The 13,349-nt window shown below is 59.8% G+C and carries 13 protein-coding genes; 4 read left to right on the top strand and 9 right to left on the bottom strand.

Features of this window, described 5'->3' with window-relative positions; genetic code table 11:
* Position 1: 1 nt before the first annotated feature.
* The 7 genes from ACR0LD_RS05865 to guaA all read right to left on the bottom strand — a co-directional run bounded on the left by ACR0LD_RS05865 (position 2) and on the right by guaA (position 7,691).
* Positions 2 to 931 (bottom strand): alpha/beta fold hydrolase, encoded by a 930-nt coding sequence (locus ACR0LD_RS05865; protein WP_480635938.1) that lies wholly within the window; start codon positions 929 to 931, stop codon positions 2 to 4.
* Positions 932 to 944: 13 nt separating this feature from the next.
* Positions 945 to 1,862, bottom strand: a complete 918-nt coding sequence (metA, locus tag ACR0LD_RS05860; protein ID WP_480635937.1) for a homoserine O-acetyltransferase MetA — start codon at positions 1,860 to 1,862, stop codon at positions 945 to 947.
* Positions 1,863 to 1,899: 37 nt separating this feature from the next.
* Positions 1,900 to 2,772, bottom strand: coding sequence for an ATPase (locus tag ACR0LD_RS05855; RefSeq protein WP_480635935.1), 873 nt, complete (start codon positions 2,770 to 2,772; stop codon positions 1,900 to 1,902).
* A gap of 49 nt (positions 2,773 to 2,821) precedes the next feature.
* Positions 2,822 to 3,718, bottom strand: a complete 897-nt coding sequence (locus ACR0LD_RS05850) for a DMT family transporter (RefSeq protein WP_170523991.1) — start codon at positions 3,716 to 3,718, stop codon at positions 2,822 to 2,824.
* A 130-nt stretch (positions 3,719 to 3,848) separates the two neighbouring features.
* On the bottom strand, positions 3,849 to 4,985 hold the full coding sequence (locus ACR0LD_RS05845) for an OmpP1/FadL family transporter (RefSeq protein ID WP_480635933.1): 1,137 nt from the start codon (positions 4,983 to 4,985) through the stop codon (positions 3,849 to 3,851).
* A gap of 142 nt (positions 4,986 to 5,127) precedes the next feature.
* Complete coding sequence (locus tag ACR0LD_RS05840) at positions 5,128 to 6,033, bottom strand: DMT family transporter (protein WP_170371167.1); 906 nt, start codon at positions 6,031 to 6,033, stop codon at positions 5,128 to 5,130.
* 98 nt (positions 6,034 to 6,131) lie between these two features.
* A complete protein-coding gene (guaA, locus tag ACR0LD_RS05835; protein WP_480635931.1) occupies positions 6,132 to 7,691 on the bottom strand; it encodes a glutamine-hydrolyzing GMP synthase in 1,560 nt (519 codons plus the stop codon).
* 82 nt (positions 7,692 to 7,773) lie between these two features.
* On the opposite strand from guaA, the gene ACR0LD_RS05830 reads away from it, so the two are divergent.
* On the top strand, positions 7,774 to 8,211 hold the full coding sequence (locus ACR0LD_RS05830; RefSeq protein ID WP_170442569.1) for a GNAT family N-acetyltransferase: 438 nt from the start codon (positions 7,774 to 7,776) through the stop codon (positions 8,209 to 8,211).
* Between the two features lie 140 nt (positions 8,212 to 8,351).
* Positions 8,352 to 9,896, top strand: coding sequence for a trimethylamine methyltransferase family protein (locus ACR0LD_RS05825; RefSeq protein ID WP_170432942.1), 1,545 nt, complete (start codon positions 8,352 to 8,354; stop codon positions 9,894 to 9,896).
* On the opposite strand, the gene ACR0LD_RS05820 is transcribed toward ACR0LD_RS05825, so the two are convergent.
* A complete protein-coding gene (locus ACR0LD_RS05820) occupies positions 9,889 to 10,197 on the bottom strand; it encodes a DUF6477 family protein (RefSeq protein ID WP_170439405.1) in 309 nt (102 codons plus the stop codon). The genes ACR0LD_RS05825 and ACR0LD_RS05820 overlap by 8 nt on opposite strands.
* 238 nt (positions 10,198 to 10,435) lie before the next feature.
* Here ACR0LD_RS05820 and ACR0LD_RS05815 point away from each other — a divergent pair, with 238 nt between their 5' ends.
* Positions 10,436 to 11,587 carry a DUF6456 domain-containing protein gene (locus tag ACR0LD_RS05815; RefSeq protein WP_480635929.1) on the top strand — a complete coding sequence of 384 codons (1,152 nt, stop codon included), beginning with the start codon at positions 10,436 to 10,438 and terminating at the stop codon, positions 11,585 to 11,587.
* 12 nt (positions 11,588 to 11,599) lie between these two features.
* On the top strand, positions 11,600 to 12,523 hold the full coding sequence (locus tag ACR0LD_RS05810; protein ID WP_480635928.1) for a LysR substrate-binding domain-containing protein: 924 nt from the start codon (positions 11,600 to 11,602) through the stop codon (positions 12,521 to 12,523).
* A 48-nt stretch (positions 12,524 to 12,571) separates the two neighbouring features.
* Here the strand turns inward: ACR0LD_RS05810 and ACR0LD_RS05805 are convergent, their stop codons facing one another.
* Positions 12,572 to 13,120 (bottom strand): peroxiredoxin, encoded by a 549-nt coding sequence (locus ACR0LD_RS05805; protein ID WP_170357637.1) that lies wholly within the window; start codon positions 13,118 to 13,120, stop codon positions 12,572 to 12,574.
* Between the last annotated feature and the right edge of the window lie 229 nt (positions 13,121 to 13,349).

The following is a 13,349-nucleotide window of genomic DNA, read 5'->3' as shown; positions in this document are numbered from 1 at the left end:
GTTAACGCAAACCCGCTCGTTCCGCGGCACGTTCGACCGCAGCAGCAACTTCCGGAGCGTCCACCACCTGCGGCATGTGCCCCATGCCTTCAAGTTCGATCAGCTCAGCGCCGGGGATTTGTTCGATCAGCCGCTCGGAATGCCAGCCCAGACCAACTGTCGTATCTGCCGTACCATGCACGATTTCGGTGGGCACCGATATCTCAGGGTAGCGCGGTTGCAGTTCGGCAACTTCGTCAAGGAGGTTGGCCCGTTGCTTTGCGTTGGCATGCATCGACGACCGGCGGAGCGTCAGGGCCGGGCCAAAATGCTCGGCATAGCCTTCGGGTGCGGTCTGGGGGGCAAAGACCGTATCCAGGGCCTTGTTGACGTACCAGTCCGGAACGTAGGCGGTGATCAACGGCAGGACGAGAGCATTTCCCCAGGCGGTCGAGGCAATGCGGTTGAAGGAATCGAGCGGAGTTTCCCATGGCACCGCGGCCGGGGCGATCAGGACCAGAGCCGAGATGTTGTCCGGTCGCGTCACAGCCCAGGCCAGTGATACCGATCCGCCATAGCTTTGACCGGCGACGATGGGTTTGTCGGCCCCCAGCATCGCGGCAGCTTTCTGCAGGATTTCTGCCTGCTCAACGATGTTTTCGCCATCCGCCGAGAAGCTCTGAGAATAGCCCAGCCCCGGCCGGTCGAATACAATGACCCGAAAGGACTTTGCCAGCAACGGCGCCAGAGCAAACGTCATGTCCCGGGTATTGCCGCTGGACCCGTGGATCAGGACGACATCCGGGCCTTCGCCCATGACGACGGCATGTACAGCAACGCCGTCGACATCCAATACCTGACCCTCTGGCGGAAACGCGGCCTCGGCCCGTGCCTCATGGCGTACGGCAAGCCAAGCCGTTAAAGCCCCAAAAAGGGCCGCAAACAGGCCCATGTATATCAACGACTTAATGACCAATTTTCGTCATGTCGAATGGAGTGGTCTGGTAGATCTCGTTGATCCAGTTCCCATACAGGAGGTGCGCATGGCTACGCCACCGGTTCTGAGGCGTGCGGGACGGGTCATCGTCGGGGTAATAGTTGATGGGCACATTGATCGGAGTACCGTTGGCCACGTCCCGGTCGTATTCCTGTTTCAGCGTGTCACTGTCATATTCGAAGTGATTGAAGATATACAGCGCCCGGTTCTGCCGATCTTCAACAAGACACGGACCGACCTCGTCGCTGCCCAGAAGGGTCACAAGCCCTTCGGCAGCGTCGATTTCATCCTGACGGACTTCGGTCCAGCGACTGACCGGGATCACGCAGTCATCCGAGAAGCCTCGCAGGAAAGGCGAGGCCGGTGACAGGTTCCGATGCCGGAAACACCCAAACGCCTTGGCGTCCAACATATACTTTTTGACGTCATGAAAGTGATAGATCATCGCCATTCCACCCCAGCATACGCCGAAGGTCGAATGCACATTGGTTCGGGTCCATTCGAACACCTCGGTCAGTTCGTCCCAATAGGTGACGTCCCGAAACTCCAGATGCTCGATGGGGGCGCCGGTGATGATCAGGCCGTCAAATTTCTGGTCCTTCACGTCCTGAAAAGGGCGGTAGAACTCTTCCATGTGTTCGGCCGCGGTGTTTTTGGTTTGATGCTCAGTCATGCGGATCAGGGACAACTCGATCTGCAGAGGCGTCGCGCCGATCAATCGGGCAAACTGGTTTTCGGTCTGGATTTTTTTCGGCATCAGGTTCAGCAACCCGATCTTCAGGGGCCGGATGTCCTGCCGTGCGGCCTGATCCTCGGCCATGACCATGACGCCCTCTTTCGTCAGAACGTCAAAGGCCGGGAGGTCGGACGGAATCTTGATAGGCATGAGGCGGGTTTTTCCAGTTTCTTCTGAAGCGTTCTAGTTAGGTCGCCGCGGCGCGGGTCTCAAGTGTGCTCTCGATCAACTCATCGAAATCACGCGCATCCCGCACCTTTCCGATTGCGTCGGCGGTAACAGTGACCCCCCAATTCTCAGCCATGGATAGGTATCTGGGCTGACGGTGGGCCAGTGCGCGGGCATAGGTCCAGCGGATGAAGTCGTCGGGATTGACCTCTGCCTCGGCGCAGCCGTGCTGATCAAGGTATTCCTGCCAGGTGCGCGTCAGGAAATCGGCCTGATAAGACATCGGTTTGGGGGCCTTGTCGAACCGTCGGATCAGTTCGGCGGTGTGGTCGTCGTCGCCCTTGATCCAGACCATCAGGGTCTGGCGCGAGAGTTCCGACAAGACGTGGTCGGAAGGATTGTCAGGGTCCACCCATTCGCAGATTGACCCGCCGGTGTCACAGATGAAATGCGGGTACCCGTACAGACGCTGAGCGCGGTCAATGAAATATTCGGTGTCCAGCAGAGCGTGGATTTCGGCCTGCCGGAACTGCTCTTGTCGACGCCGAAATTCCGGCATCGCCAGCCCACCCAGCGCCGGGTTTCCGGGCTTGCCCAGATAGGCGGCGACCGGCGTCAGGTTTTCGAACGAAATGTTGGAACCGATATAGATCGAGTCAGAGAGCAGCAGATCCCGCAGAAAGGGAACCTTCATTGCCTCAGCCTTGGCGTTGTCGGTGATGTATTCACCCATGTAACGCGTGCCAATTCGATAATCGATCGAGTAGTGGAACCAGTCGCCCGAGTCGCGAAGGATGTTCGACACGTAAGTCTTGCCCAAGCCGGACATGCCGAAAAACAGCACCTTTTTGCGCGCCGCTTCGCGCCAGTCCTTTGCCGACCTATAGATCATGTGCAACCGTCCCTTGTTTTGTCCTAGCTAAATCGGCCCGGCGATGGCGTCAATCTCGGCCGCGGGCTCGGCTTAGGATCAATAATCCCAATGCAAGGATTGCAAAGCCGATGAAGGCATTCGGGGCAAGGGTTTCGTGCCGGACATAGGCGCCTAGCAGAATGGCGACCGGAGGGATGATCAGGGTGACCAGCAGCAGGTTGCCGCTGCCGGCAGCGGCCAGAACCCTGTAGTACAGCAGGTAGGCCCCAGCCGTAGCGACGAGTGCGTAATAAGCTACGGCGAGCCAAGTTGTCATAGGCAGGTCGAACGATGGCACACCGTCGACGACCAGCATTACCGGCAGCATGACGATGGTTGACCCGCTCAGCATTCCCGCCGCCGCAACCTGCGGCGCCAGGCCTGACAAGCGCAAACGGGCCCATACAGCCGCCAGCGCATAGGATACGGTCCCCGCCAGAATGGCCAGCTGAGCAGCGCTTTGCAGGCTGAACCCAAGGAAATTGTGCAATCCGATTGCGGTGGAAACTCCGCCAAAGCCAAGCGCAACACCCACGGCTCGGCGTTTGGTCAGTCGCTCGTCGGGAAAGAACGCAGCCGCAACCAGAACACCGAAGATTGCCGTGGCAGCGTTCAAGATCGAGGTCAGACCGGTGTCGACATACAATTGGCCCCAGGCCATCAGCGAGAAGGGCAATACGTTGTTCAACAGACCCATGACCAGAAAAGCGCCCCAAATACGCGGGTCCTTCGGTATCGTTTCTCGGCGGAGGAGAACGACGGCCCAAAGTGCAAGCGCGGCCCAGAAAACGCGATGAAACACGGCCGTCATCACAGGTATCGTGTCCAGTGCGACGCGGATCGCCAGGAAGGACGCGCCCCAGATCAGTCCAAGAAGAATGAGCTCGAACCAAGCAAGGGCGGAGAGGGATTTTTGTTGCGTCATGGCTATTTCTTGCATGTTTCTGTTTGCCTCAGGCGGAATACTTGCATTCGGCAATTCGGTAAGCGACCCGGATCATGCGAAAAACCCCGCCACAAGGGCGGGGTTTTCCAATTCTGTATGAGCGTATCCCTTAGTTCAGGGCGTAGGTCACCTGAATACCAACGCTCCACGCGCTGTTTCCAGAGAAGTTCGCCCGCGCCCCGGGGCCAGCACCGTCAGCGGTTGCGTCGCCCAGATCGGTATAGCGAACGCCGCCCGAAATTTTGGCGCGATCCATCGAGTAGGTGCCGCCAAGGCCGATGCTCCAGAACCCGTCGGTCGGACCCAGGTTGGAAACGGGCTCATTGGTTGCCGATTCATAGCCAAGGGTCACTGCGCCCGAGAACTGTTCGGAGAACTGGTAGCCAAGACCCAGCGAATAGGTCCAGGTCGGATCGTCATAGTCCACCAGCGCGCTGGTCGGCGGATAGTTCGGGGGATCGTAAACCGTTTGCGGCCAGTCAACCCAGCGGATCGATCCGAACAGCAGTGTCCTGGGGGCAACGCCGGTCTGGAAGTCCAGGTTCACCGATTGCGGAGAAACGACCTCGCTGGAAGTGTCGAATGTCGCCACGGTTCCAGGCGGGATCGGCGGGATCGGGATTGGGTTCACCGACTCCGTTTGCGACAGGTCATGGGAAATTTTCGAGTTGTAGGTCAGCGCCACGCGCGCTGCGATCTCGGGCTTTTCCCAAGCCACACCTACGACGTAACCCAGCGCGGTATCCTTGTCGGCATTCACCTCGTAACCAGCCGCCGCCGGCACGGCAACGTCAGCGCTGAGCCGCTGAATACGCAGACCACCGATGGCGCTGAAGCCGCCGTCGAACTTGTAGCGCAACAGGGCAGTAATTGCCTCTGTGTCGGCTTTCGCGCGCAGAACGTCAGTGCGACCACCCGGGATCGGGTTCTGCGAGAGCGGGTAGTTCGAACCGTAGGCGATATCGGCACCGAACGGTTCGTCATAGATCAGCGCAAAGTCGAGTTGGTCGGTGAAGGCGTGCTTGTACGCGAGATGAGGCGAGAAGAAGTCGTTTGCAACGTTGCCCGAGTCCACGCCCAGCATCGTGCCGCTTACGCTTGGGTTGGTGTAGCCCAGGCGAAACTGTACGACGGAACCTTCCTCAAAGATAATGTTGATGCCTTGCCCACTACGGTCGATACCGCCGGCATGAGCGGCGGTCGCCCCTGCACAGAGCACGCACGCCTGTAACAGCGCTTTCTTCATGTATTCCTCCCTTTTCACTATCCGGCGCCACAGTATTGTCTTGTGAGTGTCAGTGGCGGTGATTTCTGTGGCCATTATTCACGGGGAGTTTAAAAAAACGTCAACCACTGACCATACGTTAGTTTCTGCCAGTGACCGAACGTCAGTTTTTGTGTGTGGTTTTTGCCAGAGTGCCCGATCCCGCGCGGCCTTCGGACCAGACATTCAGGAATATGCCCGAGAAAATCACGACGGCGCCCAGCATGGTCCACTGATCCAGGGGTTCGTGATACAGCAGCATCCCAACAATGGCGATCGTCGGCAGGCGCGCGAAATCAAAGGGAATAACGACCGTGGCCGGAGCGATGGCAAGCGCGTTTGTAATGCAGAAATGGGCCAGCAGGCCGGCCAGCCCGACCAGCAACAACAGGGGCACGCTTTGAGCGGTTGGCAGAACGATCTGCCCGTCCGCTCCGGCAACAGCAAGACCCATTGCGGCCTGCATCGTAGTCAGCCAGAAAACGATGCATCCGATGCTGGCGAACCCTGTCAGTTTCTTCGTCGAAATCGTTGTAAGCGCAAAGAAAACAGCCGAGGAGGCCGCTGCAAGAACACCGGGCGTGAGCGGTGTGGCTCCGGGTCGGGCGACGATCAATATGCCTGCGAAACCTATGATTGCCGACATGACCCGCGTGGGTGTCAGGCGTTCGCCCAGCAGAAGCGGAGACAGGAGTACGACCCATATCGGTTGCGTAAATTCCAACGCAAAAACCTGCGCCAGCGGGATGACGCTGACAGCGTAGAACCACAGGTTTTGGCCCGCAAAATGCAACGAGTTTCGAACCGCGTGCAGACCCAGACGTTGTGTCGATACCTGGTGCCATTTGCCGGTTGCCGTCAAAACGGCCGAAACGACGATGACGCCGACAATGCTGCGGTACATCATGATTTCAAACGTGTCGTGCGTCAGGCTAAGCTCGCGCCCGGCAACGGCCATTGACGAGAAAGAAGCGATCGCCCCGGTCATCCACAGCGCGGTTTTGGCAATCATCGATTTGCTATCGCGCATGTTTCGATCCTTGGGCTGAGCGTGCGTTTGGCCACCGAACCAAAACCGACGCCGGTTCACAACAACAAAAAAGCCGGGTCAGCGCCCGGCTTTTGGTGTCATTCCCATTCGATCGTGCCCGGAGGCTTGGAGGTGATGTCATAGGTGCAACGGTTGATGCCCTTGACCTCGTTGATGATCCGGGTGGCGGTTTCGCCCAGGAATTCGTGGGTGAACGGGTAGTAATCGGCCGTCATTCCATCAACCGAGGTCACCGCCCGCAAGGCGCAGGCATAGTCATAGGTGCGCCCGTCGCCCATCACGCCGACTGTGCGCACCGGAAGGATCGCGACGAAGGCCTGCCAGATCTCGTCATACAGGCCGTGCTTGCGGATCTGGTCGATATAGATCGCGTCGGCCTCGCGCAGGATTTCCAGCTTTTCGCGGGTGATCTCGCCCGGGCAGCGGATGGCCAGGCCCGGTCCGGGGAAGGGGTGGCGGCCGATAAAGCTGGGCGGCAGGCCCAGTTCGCGGCCCAGCGCGCGCACTTCGTCCTTGAACAGTTCACGCAGCGGCTCGACCAGTTTCAGGCCCATCTTTTCGGGCAGGCCGCCGACGTTGTGATGCGATTTGATCGTGACTGACGGGCCGCCGGAAAACGACACCGATTCAATGACATCGGGGTACAGCGTGCCCTGGGCCAGGAACTCGGCGCCCTCGATCGTGTCGGCGTGTTTCTGGAATACGTCGATGAACAGCTTGCCGATGATCTTGCGCTTGGTCTCGGGGTCCGAAACGCCTTCGAGCTCGCCCAGAAACAGCTCGCTTTCATCCGCGTGGATCAGTTGGATGTTGTAGTTGTCGCGGAACATCGAGACGACTTCCTGCGCCTCGTTCTTGCGCAGCAGGCCGTGATCGACGAAAACGCAGGTCAGCTGGTCGCCGATCGCCTCGTGGATCAGGATAGCGGCGACCGAGCTGTCGACACCGCCCGACAGACCGCAGATCACCTTCTTGTCGCCGACCTGTTCGCGGATCTTGCGGATCATCTCGTCGCGATAGGCGCCCATGGTCCAGTCGCCCTTGAACCCGGCCAGCTTCACGAAATTCTCGTACAGTTTTGCGCCCTTGGGGGTGTGGTGCACCTCGGGGTGGAACTGAACGGCATAGAAATGGCGGTCGGTATCGGCGGTGATCGCGAAGGGCGCGTTGGGCGAGGTGCCGAACACCTCGAACCCTGGTGCGATTTGGCTGACATGGTCGCCGTGGCTCATCCAGACCTGTTCGTTGCCATCGGTGAACCAGCCCTCGAGCAGGTCGAGCTTGCCGCGCGGCGTCACGAATGCCCGTCCGAACTCGGCCGTGCCGTGGCCGCTTTCGACCTTGCCGCCCAGCTGGTGCATCATGACCTGCTGGCCATAGCAGATGCCCAGGATCGGAACGCCATAGTCGAAGATCTCTTGCGGGACTCGCGGTGATCCCTCGCGGGTCACGCTGTCCGGCCCGCCGGAAAAGATGATGGCGCGCGGGGCCATGTCCCGCACGAAATCCATCGTGACGTTCTGGTAGGGGTGGATTTCGCAATAGACGTTCAACTCGCGCAGGCGGCGGGCGATTAGCTGCGTTACCTGGCTGCCGAAGTCGATGATCAGAAGGCGGTCATGGGATGTCTCGGTCATACCCGGCCTTTAGGTCGGAAGCCTTGCATGTGCAAGCGCCTTGACGTCATTTGGCGGGAAAGAGTGACGCGGAGCGCATTGAATGACCGGAATTTCGCTCAGAAGGGCTGTGGCAACCGATGCGGAGCCCATCCGCCGATGTATCGAAGCGGCCTATGCCGCAGCGCGCCAGTCCATTCCCGACCTGCCGGATGTGACCGAGGGGGTCGAGGAGGACATTCGCGACCGGAACGTCGTTGTCGCCGCGGATGAAACATCCCTGCAGGGTGTCGTGGTTTTTGGTTTCGAAAGAGAAACCGCGATGATCTTTAATCTGGCCGTTTCACCGGATGCGCAAGGGCGGGGCATTGCTCGTCGGCTGCTCAATTTCGTCGCGACAGAGGCTCGCGAAAACGGGGTTCGGAACATGCGCCTGACAACCCACCGCCTGATGGCGGACACCCGCGCGATGTACCGTCATCTTGGGTGGCAGGAGACCGGGCACGAGGGGAACAAGGTTTATTTCAGCAAGCCAACCTGACGCCCCGTAAGGCCTGTTGCTGGTGCTGGATAGCGCGGAATATGTCGCTTTTCCCCCTATTGCGCCGGAATCCACATCTGGTGAAGTCGCGGCATCTTGTAACAAGCAATCCAATCTAAACTTTCACACGGGATCATCGCATGACAGAGGCAAGCACCCGACGCAGAGCGCGTGGTGGCGGAGGCGCCGCCCGCCGGGCCGAGCGTACCGCGGTTCGGATCGAAACGGCGAAGTATATCGAACGCAACATTCCGAACTTCGAGATCCTCAATGACGAAGCGTTGGAGATCATCGAGGCCAATGCGGAAACCGTGCTGGAGGAGGTCGGCGTCAATTTCGTCGACAACCCTGCGGCGCTGGAACGATGGCGCGGTGCCGGGGCCGACATCGATGGTGAGCGCGTTCGCATTCCGCGAGGTCTGGCCCGCGAACTGATCAAGACCGCGCCCAAGGAATTCACGCAGCACGCGCGCAACCCCGAAAAATCGGTGGTAATCGGCGGGCGCAACCTTGTGCTGGCGCCGGTCTACGGACCGCCTTTCGTGCGGGACGCACAGGGTGGCCGCCGCTATGCCACGATGGACGATTTCAACAAGTTCGTGAAACTGGCCTACATGTCCAAGTGGCTGCACCACTCGGGCGGCACGGTCTGCGAACCGACGGACGTTCCGGTGAACAAGCGGCACCTCGACATGCTGATGGCGCATATGACGCTGTCGGACAAACCCTTCATGGGGTCGGTAACCGATCCCAGCCGGGCGCAGGATTCGGTCGAGATGTGCGAAATCCTGTTCGGCAAGGAGTTCGTGCAGGAAAACACCGTGATGACCTCGCTCACCAACATCAACTCGCCGATGACGTTCGACGACGTGATGATGGGGTCGCTGGAAGTCTATGCGCGCAACAATCAGGCCTGCATCATCTCGCCCTTCATCGTGGGCGGCGCGATGGCCCCGGTTTCGGTTGCTGGTACTCTGACGCAGGTGCTGGCCGAGGTGCTGGCCGGCATCGCCTACAGCCAGATCATCCGCCCGGGTGCACCGGCCATTTTTGGCGCATTCGTGTCGTCGATCGACATGAACTCTGGTGCACCGACTTTCGGCACGCCCGAAGCCGCGCACATCACCTATGGCGCCGGTCAGTTGGCGCGCCGTTTGGGTGTTCCATACCGCTCGGCCGGGTCGTTCTGCGGGTCCAAGCTTCCGGACGCGCAGGCGGCTTACGAGACTGCGAATTCGCTGAACATGGGTCTGCTGTCAGGCGTCAACTTCATGTTGCATGCATGTGGCTGGCTCGAAGGCGGTCTGGTTGCGGACTTCGAAAAATTCGTCATGGATGCCGATCAGTTGGGAGCGCTTCATGCGTTGGCCAAAGGGGTGGCCTATGATGAAAACGCGCAGGCCATGGACGCGATTCGTGAGGTGGGGCCGGGTGGTCACTATCTTGGTTGTGCGCACACCCAGGCCAATTTCCAAAGCGCCTTCTGGAAGACCGACCTGCTGGACTACAAACCCTTTGAAACATGGGAAGAAGAGGGTGCGCGGGACACGCGCATGCTGGCCTCGGCCCGGGTCGAGCATCTGCTGGCCAACTACCAGCAACCGCAACTCGACCCGGAAAAACTGGCGGCGCTAACCGCCTATGTCGAGGAAAAGAAAGCGTCCATGCCCGACGCCTTCACTTGACGACATGAAGTTCCGGGGCGCGGCTGGCTTGATGCAGTCGCGCCTCACCAATCAGTGCGATCAGTAGATCAAGGTGGCGCACCAGCGAATACGCGGCGTCGCCCGAGCGTCGTTGGTCGTCGACGCTCCGCTCCATCTCCAACAGTCGCATCAAGGCCACTCCGGTTCCCGGTAGCGCGCCATAGCCAAACAGGCGCTGCAAGTGGCGGTCACGGTCGTATTCCTGTGCTCCGACCTTGGCTGCCCGAGACAGCAGCCGCGGGCGGCGGAGGGCGGTGATCATAGTCATCAGGTCCTGCATTTCGGCTTTCCTCTGTTCAATTTTGCCTGCAGCAATTTTGCACAACCCAAGCGGGTGTTGCCGTGAATGGGTTCGCGCCGAACGATGGTTTCACGACTGTTTATCTTTTTGAATCAATTCTGGTCAGAGCCGTTGGAGGTTAACGAACGAGTAACGAAAGCAACTCTAGGTAGATTTGGTTAACACTTTATCCGACGGCGGACAGTGGCAGTTTGATTGTCGACGAGGGCGAATAACGATGGAAAACAGCACCGCATTCACCGTTCCAGCTTGGGTTCCCGAAGGGGCACAGCGATACCTGGCCCATACCGAGGCGGGACGGTCGATCCGGGATCTGGCGCGGTCGGCAGGGTGTCACGCGTCAACCATTCTGCGACAGATTCGAAGGATCGAAATGCGCCGCGACGATCCCTTGGTGGATGCAGCACTGCAGTCACTTGCCGAAACACACTTTCCCGGTGCGGGGAATGAAGTCGCCTCTGGTCCCTTGTTTAGCGTCGGCGATGATCCTCATCGCATTCCCAATGCCGAAGACGAGGCGTTCGAGCGCGAGGCTTTGCGGGTGCTGCGGCGCCTTTGCGAAACGGGTGCGGTTCTGGCCGTGGCCGAGGACATGGAAAAGGCGGTCGTTGTCCGCGACAGCGGCGAGGGCGGTACAACTCGGACCGCCGTTGTTGATTGCAAGACCGCTCAGGCTCTGGCTCTGAAGGACTGGATCGTTTGTGACAATGCGGGGCGTGTGTCGCGTTACCGGATCACGCAAATGGGCCGAACCGCATTAAGCCAGTTGATTGCCGATGCCGAAAACCGCGCGCGGACACAGACTGAATATGGCATGGCCGAGGCACCGGCGAAGTTCAAAACGCGCAGTCAAGCCGACGAGAAGCGTCCACGGCGCATCCGTTATTGCGCAGCGGAGAGCCCCCTGATTGCCTTGTCGCGCCGGCGCGACCGGGATGGAAAGCCGTTTCTGGACGAAAGCCTGGTACGCGCCGGAGAGCGACTGCGCGAGGATTTCGAGCTGGCCCAGATCGGACCGCGGGTCACGCAGAACTGGGACCGGTTCCTTACCGCTGGCGGTCGTGCGGGTTTCGAAGGCGATGCTCAGGTTGCGCGCGGGTCGTCCGAGGCGCGTGATCGCGTGGCTCGGGCTTTGTCGGATCTGGGTCCGGGGTTGAGCGACGTTGCGCTGCGGTGTTGTTGCTATCTGGAAGGCCTGGAACTGGCCGAGAAACGGATGGGCTGGTCAGCACGTTCTGGGAAGATCGTGCTGCGCATTGCGTTGCAGCGCCTCAAGCGCCATTACGAGAAGCAAGCAGAGTGTGACAGATTGATCGGTTGGTCCAACTTGAGTCCGATTGGCCGGAGTTGCGGAAAACGCAACAGGTGATAATCAAGGGTTATGAATTTTACCCTCAGACAGCTGCAATACTTCCGCGCCGTGGCCGAGCAGCGCAACTTTGGCCGGGCCGCTCAGGTGTGTCATGTGTCTCAACCGGCACTATCGGTGCAGATACGGGCTTTGGAAGACATCATGGGCGGGCCGCTATTTGAAAGGCGCGCCCGAGATGTTCTGCTGACACCGTTGGGGCGCGACGCGCTTGAGCACGCACGGCGCATTTTGGGCGCGGCCGAACGGTTGGATCGGTTTGCGCGTGACAACTCCACCGGGCATCGCAGTCTGTCGGTCGGCTTGATCCCGACGGTCGCACCGTATCTGCTGCCGGGTGTCTTGGCTGGTCTGCGGTCGGCGGATGTGTCCCTGCGCGTACAGGTACGCGAGGCACGCACCGAGCGGTTGCTGTCGATGCTGAAAGCGGGCGAGATCGACGCCGCCGTGCTGGCCCTGCCGGTGGGCGCGCGCGGCCTGGATGAGTTGCCCCTGTTCGAGGACCGTTTTCTGCTGGCTGGCAGCGAGACGCGCCTGAACAGCCTGACCGTCAGCCCCGACGCTCTGCGCCCGATCGACCTGAACGCGGCCCAACTGATGCTGCTAGAAGACGGGCACTGCCTGACGGATCAGGCACTTGAGGTGTGCGGGCAGGACCGGACCAGCGCCCATATCAACATGGGCGCGTCGTCTTTGGCCACGCTGTCGCGGTTGGTGGCGGAGGGGTTCGGCCTGACCTTGATTCCGGAATTGGCGGCGCGTTCCGAGGCCGATGCCGTGCCGGGGCTGAAGCTGCTGCGGTTCGGCGCCCCGGAGCCCGCGCGGCAGATCGGCCTTGTGCGGCGCGATTCGTCGGATGGGGCGGTGTGGTTCGATCAACTGGCCCAGGTGATCCGGCAGGTCGGCGAAAACATCGTTTCAGAAACTCGGAACTGAAAAGGGCCCGCGCGCGGCGAGCCCTTCGAGTGGAGGCGGGTTGACGGCTCAGGCCATTTCGGGCTGTTGCGCTTCTTCCAAGTGCTTCATCAGGTTTTCGGGCGACGAAACGCCATAGGGGTCCTCGGGGCAGTTGTCCATCAGGCCGGGCTCTTCGAACCACGCCTCGACCACACCGTCGTTGATGATGGCTGCATAGCGCCACGAGCGCATACCAAATCCCAGATTGGACTTGTCGACCAGCATACCCATCTTGCGAGTGAACTCACCCGACCCGTCGGGGATGACCTTGACGTTCTTCAGCCCTTGATCCTGCGCCCATTTGTTCATGACAAAGCTGTCATTGACCGACATGCAGTAGATCTCGTCGACGCCCTTGGCCTTGAACGCCTCGTAGTTGTCCTCGAACCCCGGCAGTTGGTAGGTCGAGCAGGTGGGCGTGAATGCACCGGGCAGCGAGAACAGGATGACCCGCTTGCCTGCGAAGTAGTCGGTCGTGGTCTTGTCTTCCCAGCGGAACGGGTTGGGCCCTTCGATCGAGTCGTCGCGCACGCGGGTGTGGAATGTCACGTCGGGCAGCTTGGCGCCGGTTTTCATGGGGCATCTCCTGTGATTCACATTTGTTCGGCCCGTGGGTTAAAACGATTCCAAACCGGCTTCAACACGGGATGTGCTGCGTTTGCGAATATCCTCTTATCTATCGAAATCATGTAGAAATTTGCGTTGATCCCCTAGAAAATCGCCCTCCTATTTTGCATCTGCGAAACGCTGACGCATGGCTGCTATGCACGGCTGGCGTAATACATCCGACCGGTTTATGTTATGC

This window comes from Ruegeria sp. BF8 (assembly GCF_056538625.1).
The sequence above is the reverse complement of the archived record's forward strand: the minus strand, read 5'-3'. Positions and strand labels throughout refer to the sequence as shown.

What these genes read in the sequence shown, in the direction of transcription:
- ACR0LD_RS05865 (WP_480635938.1), bottom strand. Translation starts at nt 931, where the DNA reads ATGGGCCTGTTTGCGGCCCTTTTTGGGGCTTTAACGGCTTGGCTTGCC.
- ACR0LD_RS05830 (WP_170442569.1), top strand. Translation starts at nt 7,774, where the DNA reads ATGACCGGAATTTCGCTCAGAAGGGCTGTGGCAACCGATGCGGAGCCC.
- ACR0LD_RS05855 (WP_480635935.1), bottom strand. Translation starts at nt 2,772, where the DNA reads ATGATCTATAGGTCGGCAAAGGACTGGCGCGAAGCGGCGCGCAAAAAG.
- ACR0LD_RS05810 (WP_480635928.1), top strand. Translation starts at nt 11,600, where the DNA reads ATGAATTTTACCCTCAGACAGCTGCAATACTTCCGCGCCGTGGCCGAG.
- ACR0LD_RS05825 (WP_170432942.1), top strand. Translation starts at nt 8,352, where the DNA reads ATGACAGAGGCAAGCACCCGACGCAGAGCGCGTGGTGGCGGAGGCGCC.
- ACR0LD_RS05840 (WP_170371167.1), bottom strand. Translation starts at nt 6,033, where the DNA reads ATGCGCGATAGCAAATCGATGATTGCCAAAACCGCGCTGTGGATGACC.
- ACR0LD_RS05815 (WP_480635929.1), top strand. Translation starts at nt 10,436, where the DNA reads ATGGAAAACAGCACCGCATTCACCGTTCCAGCTTGGGTTCCCGAAGGG.
- metA (WP_480635937.1), bottom strand. Translation starts at nt 1,862, where the DNA reads ATGCCTATCAAGATTCCGTCCGACCTCCCGGCCTTTGACGTTCTGACG.
- ACR0LD_RS05820 (WP_170439405.1), bottom strand. Translation starts at nt 10,197, where the DNA reads ATGCAGGACCTGATGACTATGATCACCGCCCTCCGCCGCCCGCGGCTG.
- ACR0LD_RS05805 (WP_170357637.1), bottom strand. Translation starts at nt 13,120, where the DNA reads ATGAAAACCGGCGCCAAGCTGCCCGACGTGACATTCCACACCCGCGTG.
- ACR0LD_RS05845 (WP_480635933.1), bottom strand. Translation starts at nt 4,985, where the DNA reads ATGAAGAAAGCGCTGTTACAGGCGTGCGTGCTCTGTGCAGGGGCGACC.
- guaA (WP_480635931.1), bottom strand. Translation starts at nt 7,691, where the DNA reads ATGACCGAGACATCCCATGACCGCCTTCTGATCATCGACTTCGGCAGC.
- ACR0LD_RS05850 (WP_170523991.1), bottom strand. Translation starts at nt 3,718, where the DNA reads ATGACGCAACAAAAATCCCTCTCCGCCCTTGCTTGGTTCGAGCTCATT.